The organism is Streptomyces sp. NEAU-174 (genome assembly GCF_052665095.1).
Genome location: NZ_JBQTCE010000011.1, coordinates 90,321 through 106,547, shown reverse-complemented (window position 1 = coordinate 106,547; position 16,227 = coordinate 90,321). Strand labels below are relative to the sequence as shown.

The 16,227-nt window shown below is 70.3% G+C and carries 16 protein-coding genes; 7 read left to right on the top strand and 9 right to left on the bottom strand.

Features of this window, described 5'->3' with window-relative positions; all coding sequences use genetic code 11:
* Positions 1-19 precede the first annotated feature (19 nt).
* From ACT2CW_RS29335 to ACT2CW_RS29310, 6 genes are all read right to left on the bottom strand, one after another.
* On the bottom strand, positions 20-814 hold the full coding sequence (locus ACT2CW_RS29335) for a sugar phosphate isomerase/epimerase family protein (protein WP_445518794.1): 795 nt from the start codon (positions 812-814) through the stop codon (positions 20-22).
* A gap of 4 nt (positions 815-818) precedes the next feature.
* On the bottom strand, positions 819-1,679 hold the full coding sequence (locus ACT2CW_RS29330; protein WP_044580054.1) for a carbohydrate ABC transporter permease: 861 nt from the start codon (positions 1,677-1,679) through the stop codon (positions 819-821).
* A complete protein-coding gene (locus ACT2CW_RS29325) occupies positions 1,669-2,622 on the bottom strand; it encodes a carbohydrate ABC transporter permease (protein ID WP_037964628.1) in 954 nt (317 codons plus the stop codon). The genes ACT2CW_RS29330 and ACT2CW_RS29325 overlap by 11 nt, the downstream gene beginning before the upstream one ends.
* Positions 2,623-2,633: 11 nt before the next feature.
* The gene (locus ACT2CW_RS29320) at positions 2,634-3,947 is read right to left on the bottom strand and encodes an ABC transporter substrate-binding protein (RefSeq protein WP_445518793.1); all 1,314 of its coding nucleotides are present in this window, start codon (positions 3,945-3,947) and stop codon (positions 2,634-2,636) included.
* 38 nt (positions 3,948-3,985) lie between these two features.
* On the bottom strand, positions 3,986-5,116 hold the full coding sequence (locus tag ACT2CW_RS29315; protein WP_445518792.1) for a mandelate racemase/muconate lactonizing enzyme family protein: 1,131 nt from the start codon (positions 5,114-5,116) through the stop codon (positions 3,986-3,988).
* Positions 5,117-5,180: 64 nt separating this feature from the next.
* Positions 5,181-6,167: a hydroxyacid dehydrogenase gene (locus tag ACT2CW_RS29310; protein ID WP_445518791.1), complete on the bottom strand. Its 987-nt coding sequence runs from the start codon at positions 6,165-6,167 to the stop codon at positions 5,181-5,183.
* 116 nt (positions 6,168-6,283) lie between these two features.
* On the opposite strand from ACT2CW_RS29310, the gene ACT2CW_RS29305 reads away from it, so the two are divergent.
* From ACT2CW_RS29305 to ACT2CW_RS29280, 6 genes are all read left to right on the top strand, one after another.
* On the top strand, positions 6,284-7,201 hold the full coding sequence (locus ACT2CW_RS29305) for a LysR substrate-binding domain-containing protein (RefSeq protein ID WP_233362061.1): 918 nt from the start codon (positions 6,284-6,286) through the stop codon (positions 7,199-7,201).
* Positions 7,202-7,333: 132 nt separating this feature from the next.
* Entirely contained in the window at positions 7,334-8,152 is an 819-nt protein-coding gene (locus tag ACT2CW_RS29300; RefSeq protein ID WP_164423411.1) for a DUF4142 domain-containing protein, read from the top strand.
* A gap of 523 nt (positions 8,153-8,675) precedes the next feature.
* The gene (locus tag ACT2CW_RS29295; RefSeq protein WP_445518790.1) at positions 8,676-9,098 is read left to right on the top strand and encodes a hypothetical protein; all 423 of its coding nucleotides are present in this window, start codon (positions 8,676-8,678) and stop codon (positions 9,096-9,098) included.
* Positions 9,095-9,940: a transcriptional regulator gene (locus ACT2CW_RS29290; protein ID WP_445518789.1), complete on the top strand. Its 846-nt coding sequence runs from the start codon at positions 9,095-9,097 to the stop codon at positions 9,938-9,940. The genes ACT2CW_RS29295 and ACT2CW_RS29290 overlap by 4 nt, the downstream gene beginning before the upstream one ends.
* A 37-nt stretch (positions 9,941-9,977) precedes the next feature.
* Positions 9,978-10,412, top strand: a complete 435-nt coding sequence (locus tag ACT2CW_RS29285; RefSeq protein ID WP_445518788.1) for a roadblock/LC7 domain-containing protein — start codon at positions 9,978-9,980, stop codon at positions 10,410-10,412.
* An 85-nt stretch (positions 10,413-10,497) separates the two neighbouring features.
* Entirely contained in the window at positions 10,498-10,872 is a 375-nt protein-coding gene (locus tag ACT2CW_RS29280; protein WP_164423405.1) for a hypothetical protein, read from the top strand.
* 67 nt (positions 10,873-10,939) lie between these two features.
* On the opposite strand, the gene ACT2CW_RS29275 is transcribed toward ACT2CW_RS29280, so the two are convergent.
* The 3 genes from ACT2CW_RS29275 to ACT2CW_RS29265 all read right to left on the bottom strand — a co-directional run bounded on the left by ACT2CW_RS29275 (position 10,940) and on the right by ACT2CW_RS29265 (position 15,034).
* Positions 10,940-12,268 carry an enolase C-terminal domain-like protein gene (locus tag ACT2CW_RS29275; protein ID WP_182472651.1) on the bottom strand — a complete coding sequence of 443 codons (1,329 nt, stop codon included), beginning with the start codon at positions 12,266-12,268 and terminating at the stop codon, positions 10,940-10,942.
* A gap of 67 nt (positions 12,269-12,335) precedes the next feature.
* Complete coding sequence (locus ACT2CW_RS29270) at positions 12,336-13,673, bottom strand: gluconate:H+ symporter (protein ID WP_445518787.1); 1,338 nt, start codon at positions 13,671-13,673, stop codon at positions 12,336-12,338.
* 182 nt (positions 13,674-13,855) lie between these two features.
* The gene (locus ACT2CW_RS29265) at positions 13,856-15,034 is read right to left on the bottom strand and encodes an L-talarate/galactarate dehydratase (protein WP_037964644.1); all 1,179 of its coding nucleotides are present in this window, start codon (positions 15,032-15,034) and stop codon (positions 13,856-13,858) included.
* 152 nt (positions 15,035-15,186) lie between these two features.
* On the opposite strand from ACT2CW_RS29265, the gene ACT2CW_RS29260 reads away from it, so the two are divergent.
* Positions 15,187-16,098, top strand: a complete 912-nt coding sequence (locus ACT2CW_RS29260; protein ID WP_445518786.1) for a LysR substrate-binding domain-containing protein — start codon at positions 15,187-15,189, stop codon at positions 16,096-16,098.
* The last annotated feature ends 129 nt before the right edge of the window (positions 16,099-16,227 follow it).

Below are 16,227 nucleotides of genomic sequence, written 5' to 3'. Positions count from 1 at the left end.
CCCCCCGGGATACGTTCGGTCAAGCGGCGCCCGCGGCGCCGCGTGCCGCGGCCAGATCCGCCACCAGGCGCTTCTCGACCGGGACACCGGGGTCGGAGTACTGCCCGGACAGACACACCGGGCCCGTGAAGCCGAGTTCCGCCAATTGGCCGAGCGCCGCCGACCAGTCCGCCAGCCCTTCGGGCCCTGGCACGAACCAGGGCTTCCAGTGCCCGCCGACGGCCTCACCGGCCGGTTCGGTGCGCACATGGACGGCGTTCTTGAGGTTGACGATGCCGAGCCGCTCGGCGACCAGGGGCAGGGTGACCCGCGGATCGTCGCCCGCCAGCGCGTCATGGGCGGCGTCCCAGACGACCCGGAAGTGCTGGACCGGCAGACCGTCGAGGAGGTCCATCACCCCGAGCGCGGAGGACACATAGCGCCCGTGGTGCGGCTGCACCCCGATCTGGACGCCATATCCCTCGGCGAGGGGCGCCGCGTCCTCCAGCCGTCGCCGCGCCCGCCGGACCGAGGCGGCGTAGCCGTCCGGGCCCAGCTCGGCCATGACTCGGATCATCGGCACGCCCGCCTCCCGGCAGGCCGCGAAGACGGGTTCGCGGAGATCGCTCGCGACGCTGATCACCTCGACGCCCTCGGCCCGCAGCCGCGCGGTGAACTCCGGCAGCAGCCGTCCGGCTTCGCCGGGGGTGACGTACGCGGTGTCCCGGACCGGGACCTCGGCGCCGGTGAAGCCGAGGCCGGACACCAGCCGGCCCAGGGCGTCACCGGGCAGCGTGGACCACGGTTTGGTGAACACGGACCAGAGAAATGTCATGGTGTCAGCGGCCTCCGAGCCCGCTCATGGTGATGCCTTTGACGAACCAGCGCTGGGTGAGGAAGAAGAGCACGATGAGTGGCACGGTGGTGATGGCGGCCGCCATCAGCAGCAGATTCCACTGGGTGCCGTTGGTGGACTGGAACACCTGGAGGCCGACCGCCGCGGTCCGGGTGGAGTCGCTGTTGGAGATCACCAGCGGCCAGAGCAGGTTGTTCCACTGGCTGATGAACTTGAACACCGCCAGGGTGGCGATGGCCGGGACGGCGAGCGGGACGATCACCCGGATGAACGTCTGCCAGCGGTTCGCCCCGTCGAGCCGGGCGGCCTCCTCGTAGTCGCGTGGCACTCCCAGGAAGAACTGGCGGAGCAGGAACACCCCGAGCGCGGTGAAGGCGTGCGGCAGGATCATCCCCGGCCAGGTGTCCACCCCGTGCAACTTCGCCACCAGGATGAACTGCGGGATCAGGGTGACCTGCGAGGGGATCATCAAGGTGGTCAGATAGACGCCGAACAGCACGCTCCGGCCCCGGAAGCGCAGCCGGGCGAAGGCGTACGCGGCCAGCGCCGCGGTGACCGTCTCCAGCAGCGCCGTACCCCCGGCGAAGAAGACGGTGTTCAGCAGGTAGCGGCCCAGCGGGACGAGGTCGAAGGCGCGGCCGATGTTCTCCGGATGCCAGCTGCCGGGCCAGAACGACGGCCGTGCCGCCATCGACTCGGCGTCGGACTGGAAGGCCACCAGCACCATCATCACGATGGGGGTGAGGGTGACCGCGGTGACCAGGAAACAGGTGAACACCAGCAGCCGGCGGGCCGCCACGGGCGAGCGGCGGAGGGCCGCGAGCGCGGGCACGTCAGAGGTCATAGTGCACCAGCCTCCGCTGGAGCAGGAACTGTGCCGCGGTGATGACGACGATGAAGGCGAACAGCACCATCGATTGCGCGGCCGCGTAGCCCTGCTCGTAGTTCTGGAATCCGGTCCGGTAGATGTACATCACGAGCGTGGTGGTGCTGGATCCCGGCCCGCCGTCCGTCATCACCAGCGCCTGGTCGAAGACCTGGAAGGAGCCGATGATCGAGGTGACGACGGTGAAGAACACCGAGGGCGACAGCAGGGGCAGCGTCACGGCGCGGAAGGTCCGCCAGGGCGAGGCGCCGTCCACCCGGGCCGCCTCGTAGAGCTGCTGTGGAATGGCCTGCAACCCGGCGAGGAAGATCACCATGCCGAAGCCGAAGCTCTTCCAGACGCTCATCAGGATGAGGGCGGGCATGGCCCAGTCGTCCGAGATCAGCCAGGCCGGGCCGTCGATCCCGAAGGCGCCGAGCACCGCATTGATCAGCCCGTCGTGCGGGATGTAGAGCCAGACCCAGACGAAGGCCACCGCCACGGTGATCGTCGCGTAGGGCAGCAGGAGCAGCGACCGGAACACCGCCATGCGCCGCAGCCCCTGGTTGAGCAGCAGCGCCAGGCCCAGGCTGACCAGCAGCGTCAGCGGCACACTGACGAAGGTGAAGTACGCGGTGTTGCCGAGCGCCGACCAGAAGGTGGTGTCCGGGCCGAGCCGGGCGAAGTTGTCCAGCCCGATGAAGTGGGGCGGGCTGAACAGGTTCCAGTCCAGCAGCGAGATCACCCCGGCCGCGACCACCGGACCGGCGGTGAAGACCAGGAATCCGGCCAGGCTCGGCAGCAGGAACAGCCAGGCGGCCAGCGTCTCCGAGCCGTGCCGCCAGAACCGGGGGCGGCGCAGCGGGCCACGCGGGGGGCGCCGTGGGGCCGCGGTCGCCGCGGCGGGGGTTTCGACAGCCATCGTGATCCTCCTCAGGTGGCCTGGCGGACGGCGTCCCGGTGCTGGCGCATCAGGGCGTTCAGCCGTGGCATCACACCGTCGATCGCGTCGCGCACGCTCACCTGGCCGAGGAAGGCCCGGGGCAGGTCCTGGCCCAGCAGCAGCCGGACGCGGTTCCAGTTGGTGGTGACGTTGAAGGGATGGCCGCCGGCCACCTCGCCCTTCAGGATCCGCTGGACGATGCCGAGGTTGGCGGGCGGCGGTTCGAAGGCGCTCGCGGCGGAGAGCCGTGCGGGGTTGTTGCGCCCGGCCCGTGCGTAGATGTTCAGCGCGCCCGTGCTGGTGAGGGTCTTCAGCAGCCGCCACGCCAGGTCGAGGTCGTCGTCCTTGACCCCTGAGGGAATGGCGAAGCTGGAGCCCGACACCCGCGGGGTGGATCCGGCCGGTCCCGCGGGGAAGGGCACGATGTCCCAGGTGAAGGGGGCCTTGCGGACATTGAGCACCTGCCACGGGCCGTTCTGCATGAATGCCACATTGCCCTGGAGGAAGTTGGCCAGGGAGGCGCCGGAGGCGTTCTGGGCGACCAGGTTGTCGATCGGCGGGGTGACCCGGTCCTTGACGAACAGGTCGACCACGTAGTGGATCGCCTGAAGGGCCTCGGGGGCGTCCAGCGGGCTGGTGTCACGGTCCCCGTCGAGGACATCGCCACCGGCGCAGTAGATCCAGGACACCAGGTCGTCGATGGTCGGGGCGCAGGTGAAGCCGTACTGGTCCTTCGGCTTGCTCAGCTCGATGGCAAGTTCCCGGAAGGTGTCCCAGCTCATGGGCTCGGTCGGGGACGGCGGATCGACGCCGTTCCGCTCCAGCAGCGTCCTGTTGTAGTAGAGCACGGTCGGTGCCACGTCGAAGCCGATGGCGTAGGTGTGGCCGGCGAACGTGGAGATGGACCGGATGGCGGGGTAGAAGTCGTCGAGGTCGAAGTCGGGGTCCGCGGCGATGAGATCGTCCAGCGGCCGGTGTGCGCCGCGTGAGGCGTAGGTGGGGATCAGCCAGCCGTTGAGGGCGGTGACCATACCGGCCGTTCCGCTGACGAGCTGGAGGTCGAGCTTGGTGGGATAGCCGTCGGAGGGGGTGAGGGTCGAGGCCGATCTGATGTGCATGCGCCGCTCGACATAGCGTCCGAAGTCGGCCCAGACCCGGTTCTCCTCCGGGCTGCTGGACCACATGGACCAGGTGGCCGTGCCAGGTGGCGGGCCGGAGGAGCAGCCGCTGAGGGCTCCCGTGGTGGCGAGCCCGCCGAGGGCCGCCCCCTTGAGCAGGGCACGCCGGGAAAAGCTGGAAGACATCGTCGTCTCCTCGCTGCTGGGGCTGGGTGCGCAGACGTTCAGGACCAGGCCAGGTCCATGGATTCGGCGCGGATGCGTTCCTCGTCGACCTCGACGCCGAGGCCGGGGCCGGAGGGGACGGTGGCGGTGGCCGCGACGATGTCCAGGTTCTCCACGTAGAGGTCGGCCAGCAGCTCCGGTCCGTTCAGCTCGGCGGGCAGGGCCAGTTCCAGCTGGCTGAACAGGTGCAGCGCGGCCGCGAAGCCGATACCGCAGTCGGTCAGCCCGCTGGCCAGCACCTCGAGGCCGCCCGCCAGCGCGACCTGGGCGGTCTTCAGGGCGTTGCGCAGCCCGCCGGATTTGCAGATCTTCACTACCACCAGATCGGCGGCGTCGAGGCGGAGTGTGCGGGCCAGGTCCTGGGCGGTGAAGCTGCCCTCGTCGATGGCCACCGGCAGGCCGATCAGGTCCCGGACCCGGCGCAGGGCGAGGGTGTCGGTGCCCGGCACGGGCTGCTCCACGCACGTCAGGTGCGGCACCTCGCGCACCGCGTCCATCAGGCGGACGAGGGCGGTCGGCCGGTAGGACTGATTGGCGTCCAGCCAGAGCGGTTTGCCCGCGGCGACCTCCGCGACGGCGGTGATGGCCGCGGTGTCCGCCACGGGATCGCCGCCGATCTTCACCTTGTAGGCGGTGTAGTCCGAGGACTGGCGGGCGTGCTCGCGGACGGCGGCGGGGTCGCCCACCCCGATGGCCGAGCACAGTGGCACCGTGTCCCGGAGCTTGCCGCCCAGCAGGGCGTGGACCGGCAGCCCGGCCAGTTTGCCGGCCGCGTCGTGCAGGGCGATGTCCACCGCGGCGCGGGCGAACGGAAACCCGTTGGACACCGCGGGGCTCAGCCGGCGGCTCACCCGGGTGTGGAACAACTCCACGTCGAACGGGGTGAGTTCGAGCAGGATGGGGGCCAGATGGCGCTTGATGACGACGGCGATCGTCTCGGCGGTCTCATAGCTCCAGCTGGGCAGGGCCCGCTGTTCGCCCCAGCCGACCACCCCGTCCTCGGTGGTCAGCTTGACGAAGATCACCGACCCCGCCTGGTCGGGGGTGCCGACGGCGCCGCTGCCCAGCACGAACCGCCGGGCGAACGGCACGGCCACGGGGAAGACCTCGACCGCCGTGATACGCGACATGGTGAAGTGACTCCTGACATAAGGTCGATGACGGACACGGCCGGATGCGGAGCGCGGGGGCCGGTCAGGCGGCGATGGGCCAGGAGGCGGGGTCCACGAAGCTCGGACCGCGGACGCCCTTGTCCAGCCAGTCGGCCACATCCGCCAGCACATATCCGGCCAGCGCCAGATGCCCGTCCACGGTGTCCCCGGCGATATGCGGGGTGAGCAGCAGATTGGGGCAGCTCAGCACGGACTCGTCGAACCGCGGCGGCTCGGGGTCGAAGACGTCCAGCGCGGCGAACAGCCGCCCCGCCAGGACGTGTTCCAGCAGCGCGGCCTGGTCGACGGCCGGTCCCCGGGCGGAGTTGACGACCACGGCGTGATCGGGGATCCGCTCGATGAGCCGGGCGCTCACCAGGCCACGGGTGGAGGGGAGGTCGGGCACATGGACGGAGACGAACGGACAGCCGAGCGCCTCCTCCAGCGTGGCGGTCCGCACCCCCAGCGCGGCGGCCGCCTCCTGGTCCAGATACGGGTCGTACACCACCACATCGCAGCGGAACGGCCTGAGCAGAGTGATCAGGGCGCGGGCCGTGGAGCTCGCGCCGAGAACGCCCACCCGGCGGCCGGTGAGTTCACCGCCCCGGAAGCCGCTCTGCTTCCAGCCTCCGGCGCGGACCGCGGTGTCGAACAGCGGCAGCCTGCGGGCCAGGGTGAGCATCGCCGCCAGGCAGTACTCCCCCACGGACCAGGCGATCCGCCCGGCGGCCGAGAAGACCGCGACGCCCTGGTCGAGCACTTCGCGGTCGATGAGCTTCTTGACCGTCCCGGCGGCGTGCGCCACCACCCGGGGGCCATCGCCACCGGCCCAGATCGCCCGGTCAAGACGGGGTGTGCCCCAGCTGGTCAGCAGCACATCGCTGCCGGCGGCGAGCCGGGCCACCGCGTCCGCGGTCAGCGGCTCATCGGCCCAGCTCACTTCGTAACGTTTCGCCATCAGCCGCCGGGCCTCGGGGCTGATCACATCGGCGGCACGCTGGGGGGTCATGGCGACGGCGAGTCTGGACAACCTGGCTCCTCGGACGGGATCGGCGCGGATCTGCCCTGTGGCGGTCGTCATGACCGTAGGGGTGCGCCGCCATGCCCGTCCAAGCCCACTTTCGCATCGCCCCATACCGTGAGGGCATGAACCTCTCCCTTCAGCAACTCCGCGGCTTCGTGGCGGTGGCGGAGGAGCGGCACTTCGGCCGCGCCGCCGCCCGCCTCAATATGACCCAGCCCCCGCTGACCCGTCAGATCCAGGCGCTGGAACGCTCCCTGGACGTCGTCCTGTTCGAGCGCACCGGACGAGGCGCCCGGATCACCGCGGCGGGCCGGGTCTTCCTCGACCACTGCCACCGGGTGCTGGCGCTGCTGGACGCCGCGCCGACCGCCACCCGCCGCGCCGCCGAGGGCCGCACCGGCACCCTGCGGCTGGCCTTCACCGCGATCGGCGCGTACGCCATCCTGGCCGATGTGCTGGACCTGGTGAAACGGCATCTCCCCGATGTCACCGTCGAGTTGACCGAACTGGTCAGCCCCGATCAGTTCGCCGCCCTCTCCGAGCTGCGCATCGACCTGGGTCTGGTGCGGCCGCCCATCCCCGAGGGGTACGCCTCGCTCCTGGTCCACTCCGAAGACCTCGTCCTCGCGGTCCCCTCCGGCCATCCGCTGGCCCATGACGACGGCACCCCCGTCGCCCTGACCGACGTGGCCGACGACTACATCGGGTACAGCCCCGAGGGCTCGCGCTATCTGCACGACATCTGCGCCGCGATGATCGGCGTGGACCGCTACGCCGTCAGCCAGTTGACCTCCCAGGTCCCCACCATGCTCGCCCTGGTCCGCGCGGGCCTGGGCTGCGCCCTGATCCCCCGCTCGATCATGACCATGGGCGTCCACGGTGTCCGCTACCGCGAACTGGCCCCGGCCGACGCCCACTCCGTCACCCTCCACGCCTGCTGGAGCCCGGACAGCCCCAACCCGGCCCTCCAGCGGCTGGTGGACGTCCTCAACCAGGAGCGCCCGGGAGGCGGCTGTGAGATAGGCCATAGCGGACAGTAAGTAACGGTCCAAAGATAGATAAACAGCCGCCGGGCCATTGAGCAGAGGCCCTTCGTGATCCGTATTCGCCGGTGCAAGCACGGGCGGACACACTGCTCCGCACAACGACCGGCGTCCCCGCCAGGAGGCTCTATGCGATCCCGGTACTTCATCACAGGTACCTCCCTCCTCATAGGTTCCGTGGTGGTCACCCTCGGCGTGATCATGTCGCCCGTCCTGACGGGTGTGCAGCAGACGAACCAGGCGAACCTGGCGAAGACGAGCTCGACCCAGTACGGACCGCTCACCGGCGCCGACCGGGACTTCGTGGTCAAGGTCCGGCTCGCCGGGCTGTGGGAGTACCCCGTCGGTCAGCTGGCCCTCAAGAAGGGCACCACGGCGGCGGTGAAGACGGCCGGTGAACATCTGATCGTGGGGCACGCCCAACTGGACGACGCCGCGCGCGACATCGCCCCCAAACTCGGCATCACCCTGCCCAACAAGCCCACGCCACAGCAGCAGGGGTTCCTGGACACCCTGACGGCCGCCACGGGCAAGAACTTCGACAGCCAGATGGCCCAGATCCTGCGCATCACCCACGGCCAGATCTTCAGCTCCATCGCCAAGATCCGGGCGACCAGCAAGAACACCCTGGTGCGTCAGCTCGCCACCCAGGCCAACAACACGGTGCTGGACCACATCACGCAGATGGAGAACACCGGGATGGTCGACTACGAGCGGCTTCCCGCCCAGATCACCTCGACCCCGACCCAGGGCCCGAACTTCACCAAGCCGGTGATGCCCAAGCCCGGTGAGCCCATGGTCGTCCTGAAGAAGCCGGCCTCGCTCGAGGGCAAGGGTGAACCGCCCACGGCCTCCCCGCCCGCCCCGGTCGACGACGCGCCGGGCTCCTCGGCCTCCCCGACCAGTCCGGGCGCCACCTCCTCCCCCGCCGCGCCCGCCGCTCCGTAACACACCGTCAGGAGAGCGCGTACAAGCCGGGTGAAACGCGGGCGGTTTCCGCCACATCGGTACCGTCAAATCACGCCACTCTGTGCGCCGCGAGGGTGCGAAACGGCTCCGGGAGAGCCTTATGACCACCCCCGGAGAGCCTCATGACCACCCCCGGCGGGCACCGTGCCGCGCCCCGGCTCCACGCGTATGCGTACTCGACCATCGCACGACCGTCTACTGACCCATCCACCATGCCTGCAATAGGACGGTGGAATATGCGCCCACCCCTCTGTGGCCCGGTGGGCCCCGCACCCGCTAGGAATCGTTCAGAGGGCCGATGACCGGGCCCGGCACGGCCCCGGGCGGGGGCTGCCGGGACCTCCGGGGCCCATGGGGCGGCGGACCCTACTACGCGCCGCCCACCATTTCCGAGCATTACTGGATTTGACCCCCAATAGCTGAACCCTGCGTAACCTCACCGTCACTGGCGAAGCGCCACCGGTGGGCGCCCGCCATGGGTGACGCAGGGAGGGGAGGCCGCATGCCCGGAATCGACGAGTGCTTACTGGAAGCGATGACCGTGAACGGCGCGCGCGGAGCCGCCGTGATCGAGTGGACCAGCGGACTCGCGCTCGGCATGGTCGGCGAGGTGCGCGACGAGGACCCCGAGGCCACCGCGGCGGAGACGGCGGAGCTGGCCCGGATGGCCGCCGAGCAGCGGGCGTTCGCCGCGCTGGGCCCCGGGAGCGGCAAGAGCGGCGCCGACCCGGACGAGGGGGACGGGGAGCCCGCCGTCGAGGACGTCATCGTCACCACCCGCACCTGCTACCACCTGCTGCGCTTCGTCGACACGGCCTTTGACAGCGGCGTCTTCTTCTATCTGTGGCTCGACCGCCGGGAGGGCAATCTGGCGCTCGCCCGGATCCGGCTGCGCGACATGTGCGGGCGGCTGGCGCTGATATGAGCCTGCCTCACCGGACCGTGGCCCGAGCCGGGCACGCCCCCAGCCTCACCGGGCTCGCCGACGAGCGGGCCAGCGGCGCCCTGCTGTGCGACGCGGGCACGGTCTATCTCCGGGACGGCCAGGTGGTGCACGCCGAGAGCCCGGTGGCCCCCGGGATCGAGGTGCTGCTCACCACCGGTGGGCGGCTGACCCCCGACAGCTGGCGGGAGGCGGTGGGGCGGACCGGCCGGGCCGGTGGGGTCGGGCGGTTCCTCGTCGACAGCGGCCGGCTGTCGGACGCGGAGCTGGAGATCTGCCATCTGGGCGCGCTGTTCGACGCGGCGTACTTCGCGCTGGGGCACGGCAGCGGGCCGCGCGGCTTCCAGCGGGGCGCGGCCCACTGGCTCGGGCCGGTGCGCCCGGTCGGCGCGGTGGCCGTCGAGCGCGAGACCCGGCGCCGCGGCAAGCTGCTGGACGCCTTGTGGCCGTATCCGCAAGTGGACACGGCGCCGGTGGTGCTGCGCCGCCCCGATGGCCGCGCCCCGGCCGTCACCCCCCGTCAGCGCGCGGTGCTGGCGCTGGCCGACGGGGTCCGCACCCCGGCCCGTATCGCCCGCGAGCTGGGCCGTCCCGCCTTCCACACGCTGATCGACATACGGCGGCTGGCGGCCGCGGGCCATGTCGCCACCCCACGCGCCACACGTCCGGAACATCCGGGCCGCCCTGGCCCGCCCGCCGGTTCCGCCGCTTCCGCCGCTTCCGCGCCGCCCGCCCCGGACCGCGGTCCCGGCGCGGTGGCCTTCACCGATCCCGATATCGACCTGCTGCGCCGGCTCCGCGATGCCTTGGAGGCAAGCCTGTGATTCCCCCGACCGACCCGCCCGCCCCGTGCGCGGCGTCATGAGGCTCACCCTGCGGCAGCGCACGGAGCGTAAGTGGCTACTGGCCGCCGAGCCCGAAGTGCTGGAGGAGCTGCGCCGGCTGCGGGCCCGGGTGACCCATGTGACCGGCGCCCTCGCCGCCACCAGCGACGGTGTGGTGCTGGCGCATGACACGGCCACCGTCGAGCCCGAGGGTGTGGCGGCGCTGACCGCCGCGGCCCTCGGGGTGGCGCAGTCGCTGGCGGGTGCCACCGGGCGGGGCGCCTTCCGTGAGCTGCTGGTCCGCGGCGAGAACGGCTATGTGGCCACCTACTCCGCGGGTTCCACGGCCGTGCTGACCGTACTGGCCGGTGACCGTACCAACGTCGGCCGCCTCCATATGGAGGCCCGGCGCTCGGGCGCCCGTCTCGCCGATCTGGTGGGCGTCGCCCTCAGCAGGGCCGAGCAGCCCTGATCCCACAACCTCCCCCGCCCGGCGCGCACACCGCGCGCCGAGAACCGACCGGACATCACTGACACCGAAAGGAACAGCCACGATCATGGCGAACACCCAGACCGCGCTCAAAGAGGCGATGACGTCCATAGAGGGCACCCTCGGCGCCGCGCTGGTCGACTACTCCAGCGGGATGGCCCTCGGCACCGTGGGCGGAGGAAAGGATCTCGACCTGACGGTGGCCGCGGCGGGCAACACCGATGTGGTGCGCGCCAAGGTGCGGACCATGGAGCAGCTCGGCCTCCAGGACAGCATCGAGGACATCCTCATCACCCTCGGCAGCCAGTACCACCTGATCCGGCTGCTGAGGAGCCGGGAAAGCCAGGGCCTCTTCCTCTACCTGGCGCTGGACAAGAACCGGGCCAATCTGGCGATGGCACGCCACCAGCTGCGCAAGATCGAGGCCGACCTGGAGGTCTGAGCCGTACGGCCCCGAACCATGCGCCGCGCATCCGGTGGGCCGGTCCGGCCCACCGGACGGCGGCACGCTAACGGACCAGGCAGGGCCGCTTGTTGTCGAAGGTCCAGCCCGGAATGAGATAGCGCATGCCGACCGCGTCGTCCCGCGCCCCCAGCGCCTTCTCCTGGTAGAGGGCGTGGGCGGCGAGGAGCCGGTCGCGGTCGAGCCGGATGCCCAGCCCGGGGGCGTCCGGGATGGCGATCTCACCGCCGGCGATCCGCGGCGGCTCGACGGTGAGCCGCTCCAGCCCCTCCTGCCAGATCCAGTGGGTGTCCAGGGCGTTGTACGCGCCCGGGGCGGCGGCTCCGCAGTGGGCCACCATCGCCAGGGAGATGTCGAAGTGGTTGTTGGAGTGGCAGCCCCAGGTCAGTCCCATCTCATGGCAGAGCTGGGCCACCCGTACCGACCCCTGCATGGTCCAGAAGTGGGGGTCGGCCAGCGGGATGGAGACGGACTGCAACGCCAGTGCGTGGGTCATCTGCCGCCAGTCCGTGGCGATCATGTTGGTGGCCGTGGGCAGTCCGGTGGCGCGCCGGAACTCGGCCAGGATCTCCCGGCCGGAGTAGCCCTCCTCGGCGCCGCACGGGTCCTCGGCGTAGGCGAGCGTACCGAGCAGCGGCCGGCACAGTTCGATGGCCTCGCGCAGCGACCAGGCACCGTTGGGGTCGAGGGTGATACGGGCCTCGGGGAACCGCTCCTTGAGCGCCCGCACCGCCTTGACCTCCTCGTTTCCCTCCAGGACCCCGCCCTTGAGCTTGAAGTCCGCGAAGCCGTAGAGGTCGTAGGTGGCCTCGGCCTGACGGACGATCGCCTCGGGGGTGAGCGCCTCCTCGTGGCGGATGCGGTACCACTCGGCGTCGGCGTCGGGCTCGCGGACGTACTCCAGGTCGGTCCGGTCCGGGTCGCCGACGTAGAACAGATAGCCCAGGACCCGTACCGAATCGCGCTGCTGCCCGTCCCCCAGGAGCGCCGCGACCGGCACCTCCAGATGCTGCCCGAGGAGGTCCAGCAGGGCCGATTCGACGGCGGTGACGGCGTGCACGGTGGTGCGCAGATCGAAGGTCTGGGTGCCCCGGCCCCCGGCGTCGCGGTCGCCGAACCGCCGCCCGATCTCGCTCAGCACCCGCTTGTAGTCGCCCACCCGCGCCCCGACGACGAGGGATTCGGCGTCCCGCAGGGTCTGGGTGATCTTCGCACCGCCGGGCACCTCGCCCAGTCCGGTACGGCCCTCGGAGTCCTCGAGGACCACCACGTTGCGGGTGAAGTAGGGGCCGTGGGCGCCGGAGAGGTTCAGCTCCATGCTGTCCCGTCCGGCGACCGGATAGACGGAGAACGAGGTGACGGTCGGCTGGCTCATCGTGGCGTCCTTGGGTCGGGGGCGGTCGAACCGTGAGGGTCGGACTTCGAGTGTCGGACCTCGAGTGTCAGACATTGAGTGCTTCGAGGGCGGCCTCGACGGCCAGCACGCCGCCGAGGCCGAGGACCGCGAGCACGGTGGTGTAGGTGGTACGCGCCTTGATGGCGTCGATGACGGAGAGGTTGAAGTACTCCTTGAACATCCAGAAGCCGGGGTCGTTCACATGGCTGAAGGCGATCGATCCGCAGGAGACGGCGAGGACCATCAGCTCGGGGTGGACTCCGCTGTTCTCCAGGAGCGGCTGCACCACACCGGCGGCGGTGACCACGGCGACCGTGGCGGATCCGAGCGCGATCCGCAGGACGACGGCGATGAGCCAGGCGAGGATGATCGGCGAGATGGACCAGCCGTCGGTGAGGTCCTTGATGTAGTCGGATATCCCGCCCTCGACCAGGACGTTCTTGAACGCGCCACCGGCCCCGATGACCAGCAGGATCATCGCCATCGCCTGGGCGGCGGAGTTGCAGGAGGCGCTGACCTCGGAAAGGCTCCGGCCGATCCGCGGACCGAACGCCCACACCGCCAGCAGCAGGGTCAGCAGCAGGGCGATCGGCGCCGATCCGATGAAGGTGATGAAGTGCAGGACCGGGCTGTCGCCGGAGACGGCCATGTCGGTCACCGCGGCGCCCGCGATCAGCACCACCGGGACCAGGGCCACCGAAAGCGACCAGCCGAGGCCCGGCATCTCGTCCTCGGTGAAGGTGCGCTCGCTGACCAGGCCCTTGGGGATCTCGGGGTCCATCCGGCGGACGAACGGAAGGCGCGGCCACACCAGGGCGATCAGCGCACCGGCCGGAACGGCGATGAACAGCCCGTAGAAGAGGGTCAGGCCGACCGAGGCGTGGAAGGTCGAGGCCACCGCGGTGGGCCCGGGGTGGGGCGGCAGGAAGCTGTGCATGGTGGACAGGGCGATGGACATCGGAAGTCCGACCCACAGCAGGTTCTTGCGGGTGACCCGGACGATGGTGAACGCCACCGGCACGATGATGACGAAGGCCACCTCGTAGAACATGGTCACGCCGATGAGCATGGCGGTGACCACCATCGCCACCTGGACCCAGCGCAGCCCGAAGGTGTCGATGAGGGTGTTGGCTATGCGCTGGGCCGCGCCGCAGTCGCCCATGACCCGGCCGACCATGGCGCCCAGACCGACGACGAGCATGGTGTCGCCGATCTGACCCCCGACGCCCTCTCCGAGGACATCGGGGATCTTCTCCATCTCGACCCCCTGCACCAGCGCGACGCCGACGGCCACGAGGAGCAGCGCGATGAAGCCGTTGAGCTTCAGCTTGGTCATGAGGAACAGCAGGATCGCCACGCTGATTCCGACGACGACTAGAGGCATGTCTTCAGTTCCCCTTTGAACTGCGGCCGGTCGAGCCGGAGACTCGAACGGCCGCCAGACGGGCCAAGGAGTCCACGTACATGCACTCCGTCTATATATGCAGATGGAGGCTAGAGGGGTGAACACCGCCGGTCAATGGGTATGGCCATGGAGCCATGACCGGCGTCGGGCCGAAACGGGCCTTATCGGGCGCCGAACTCCGCCTCGGCGCCCGTCCAGGCGCGGGCCTGCTCGCTGAGGGTGATGCCGAGACCGGGCCGTGCGGACACCCGCATCCGGCCGTCGCGGATCTCCAGCCGCTCGTTGAACAGCGGCTCCAGCCAGTCGAAGTGCTCCACCCACGGCTCCTGCGGATAGGCGGCGGCGAGATGGAGGTGGATCTCCATCGCGAAGTGCGGGGCGAGCTGGAGATGGTGCTGCTCGGCGAGGGTGGCCAGCTTGAGGAACTGGGTGATGCCGCCGATGCGCGGTGCGTCGGGCTGAATGATGTCCGCCGCGTTGTGGCGTATCAGCTCCCAGTGTTCTGCCACGCTGGCCAGCATCTCCCCGGTGGCCACGGAGGTGTCCAGCGAGGCGGCGAGGGCCGCATGGCCGGCCGCGTCATAGGCGTCCAGCGGCTCCTCGATCCAGACCAGGCCGAACTCCTCGAAGGCGCGCCCCATGCGCTGTGCGGTGGGCCGGTCCCACTGCTGGTTGGCGTCCACCATGAGCGGTACGTCGTCGCCCAGGTGCTCCCGTACGGCGGTCAGCCGGCGCAGGTCCTCCTTGCCGTCCGGCTGGCCCACCTTGATCTTGATACCGCCAATTCCACTGGCCAGGGAGGCCGTCGCGTTCTCCAGCAGCTGCTCGGTCGGCGTGTGCAGAAAGCCACCGGAGGTGTTGTAGCAGCGGACGGTGTCGCGGTGGGCGCCCAGCAGCTTGGCCAGCGGCAGCCCGGCCCGCTTGGCCTTGAGGTCCCACAGGGCGATGTCGAAGGCCGCGATCGCCTGGGTGGACAGCCCGCTGCGGCCCACGGAGGCGCCGGCCCACACCAGTTTCGTCCAGATCTTGGCGATGTCGCTGGGGTCCTCGCCGAGGAGGGTGGGCGCGATCTCCTGGGCGTGGGCGAACTGGCCGGGCCCTCCCGCGCGCTTGGAGTAGCTGAAGCCGATGCCCTCGTGCCCCTCCTCGGTGGCGAGTTCGACGAAGAGGAAGGCCACTTCCGTCATCGCCTTCTGGCGCCCGGTGAGCACCTTGGCGTCGCTGATGGGAGTGGCCAGCGGAAGGACGACCGAGGACACTCGGATCCAGGAGACCCGGTCGAGGGTTGCCTCACCTGCCTGCTGCGCGGCGTGCGTTGCCGTATGCGATGTGGTCACCACGTGTTGTCCCTGTGTGTGGGGCCCGTATGCGGGGCGAGTGGATGTCATCGGAACCGCCCCCGGGCGGCCGACGAGCTCCTTTGCAAGCTAAGGTCGCCGGACGATCTACGTCTAACTTAAAATTGGCATGCGTTGATACCGGGAGAGCATCGTTGTTCACGCTCATGCAACTCACCAGCTTTGTGACGGTCGCCGAGGAGCTGCATTTCACCCGGGCCGCGGAGCGGCTGAAGATGACCCAGCCGCCGCTGAGCCGCCAGATCCAGCTGCTGGAGACCGAGTTGCGGGTCCAGTTGCTGGAGCGCACCAACCGCTCGGTGCGGCTCACCCCCGCGGGACGCGCCTTCCTCACCGAGGCCCGTCGCATCCTGCGCCAGTCCGAGCACGCCGTGCTCGCCGCCCAGCAGGTGGCCACGGGCGAGGCGGGGAGCATCGCCATCGGCTTCACGGCGGCCAGCGCCCACTCCGTGCTCGGCACACTGCTGGAGATCGCCCGTGCGGCCATGCCGGGCGCGGAGATCACCCTGCGCGAGATGGTCACCCGTGACCAACTGGAGGCCGTCACCGAGCAGAGCCTGGACCTGGGCCTGGTGCGGCCCTCGGTGACCGGCCCCGATCTGCGCTCCCGGCCCGCGGCCCGGGAGCGGCTGCTGGCCGCCCTGCCGACCGGACACCCGCTGGCGACGGGCGCGGGGCCGCTGAAGGTGGCCGACTTCGACGGGCAGGAGCTGCTGATGTACTCGCCCATCGAGGCGCGCTACTTCAACGAACTCCTCATCAGCATCTTCCGCGCCGCCCACGCCACCCCGGTCTTCGCCCAGTACCTGAGCCAGGTCCACACCATCCTGGCGCTGGTGAACGGCGGCTGGGGAGTGGCCCTGGTCCCGGAGACCGCCGCCCGGCCGCGCTACCCGAACATCGTCTTCAAATCGGTGGAGCTGACCACTCCGGAGCCGGTGGAACTCAACCTCGTGTGGCGCAAGAACAACGACAACCCGGCCCTGAACGCACTGCTCCGCCACGCGGCCGCCCTTCTCCCCGACCGAGGAGCCCGACCGGCGTGACCCCCAGAACCTCCGAAGGCCGGTCTCCGGACAGGGTGCCGTAAGGCTCGCGTCGCCCGGCCCACCGGGCGGAGCTACGCTCGAAAGGGAGGGACTCGGTTCGCCTTCGTCGCTTTCGAAGGGAGCGTT

What these genes read in the sequence shown, in the direction of transcription:
- ACT2CW_RS29270 (WP_445518787.1), bottom strand. Translation starts at nt 13,673, where the DNA reads ATGCCTCTAGTCGTCGTCGGAATCAGCGTGGCGATCCTGCTGTTCCTC.
- ACT2CW_RS29335 (WP_445518794.1), bottom strand. Translation starts at nt 814, where the DNA reads ATGACATTTCTCTGGTCCGTGTTCACCAAACCGTGGTCCACGCTGCCC.
- ACT2CW_RS29280 (WP_164423405.1), top strand. Translation starts at nt 10,498, where the DNA reads ATGGCGAACACCCAGACCGCGCTCAAAGAGGCGATGACGTCCATAGAG.
- ACT2CW_RS29275 (WP_182472651.1), bottom strand. Translation starts at nt 12,268, where the DNA reads ATGAGCCAGCCGACCGTCACCTCGTTCTCCGTCTATCCGGTCGCCGGA.
- ACT2CW_RS29330 (WP_044580054.1), bottom strand. Translation starts at nt 1,679, where the DNA reads ATGACCTCTGACGTGCCCGCGCTCGCGGCCCTCCGCCGCTCGCCCGTG.
- ACT2CW_RS29325 (WP_037964628.1), bottom strand. Translation starts at nt 2,622, where the DNA reads ATGGCTGTCGAAACCCCCGCCGCGGCGACCGCGGCCCCACGGCGCCCC.
- ACT2CW_RS29320 (WP_445518793.1), bottom strand. Translation starts at nt 3,947, where the DNA reads ATGTCTTCCAGCTTTTCCCGGCGTGCCCTGCTCAAGGGGGCGGCCCTC.
- ACT2CW_RS29300 (WP_164423411.1), top strand. Translation starts at nt 7,334, where the DNA reads ATGCGATCCCGGTACTTCATCACAGGTACCTCCCTCCTCATAGGTTCC.
- ACT2CW_RS29305 (WP_233362061.1), top strand. Translation starts at nt 6,284, where the DNA reads ATGAACCTCTCCCTTCAGCAACTCCGCGGCTTCGTGGCGGTGGCGGAG.
- ACT2CW_RS29315 (WP_445518792.1), bottom strand. Translation starts at nt 5,116, where the DNA reads ATGTCGCGTATCACGGCGGTCGAGGTCTTCCCCGTGGCCGTGCCGTTC.
- ACT2CW_RS29290 (WP_445518789.1), top strand. Translation starts at nt 9,095, where the DNA reads ATGAGCCTGCCTCACCGGACCGTGGCCCGAGCCGGGCACGCCCCCAGC.
- ACT2CW_RS29295 (WP_445518790.1), top strand. Translation starts at nt 8,676, where the DNA reads ATGCCCGGAATCGACGAGTGCTTACTGGAAGCGATGACCGTGAACGGC.
- ACT2CW_RS29285 (WP_445518788.1), top strand. Translation starts at nt 9,978, where the DNA reads ATGAGGCTCACCCTGCGGCAGCGCACGGAGCGTAAGTGGCTACTGGCC.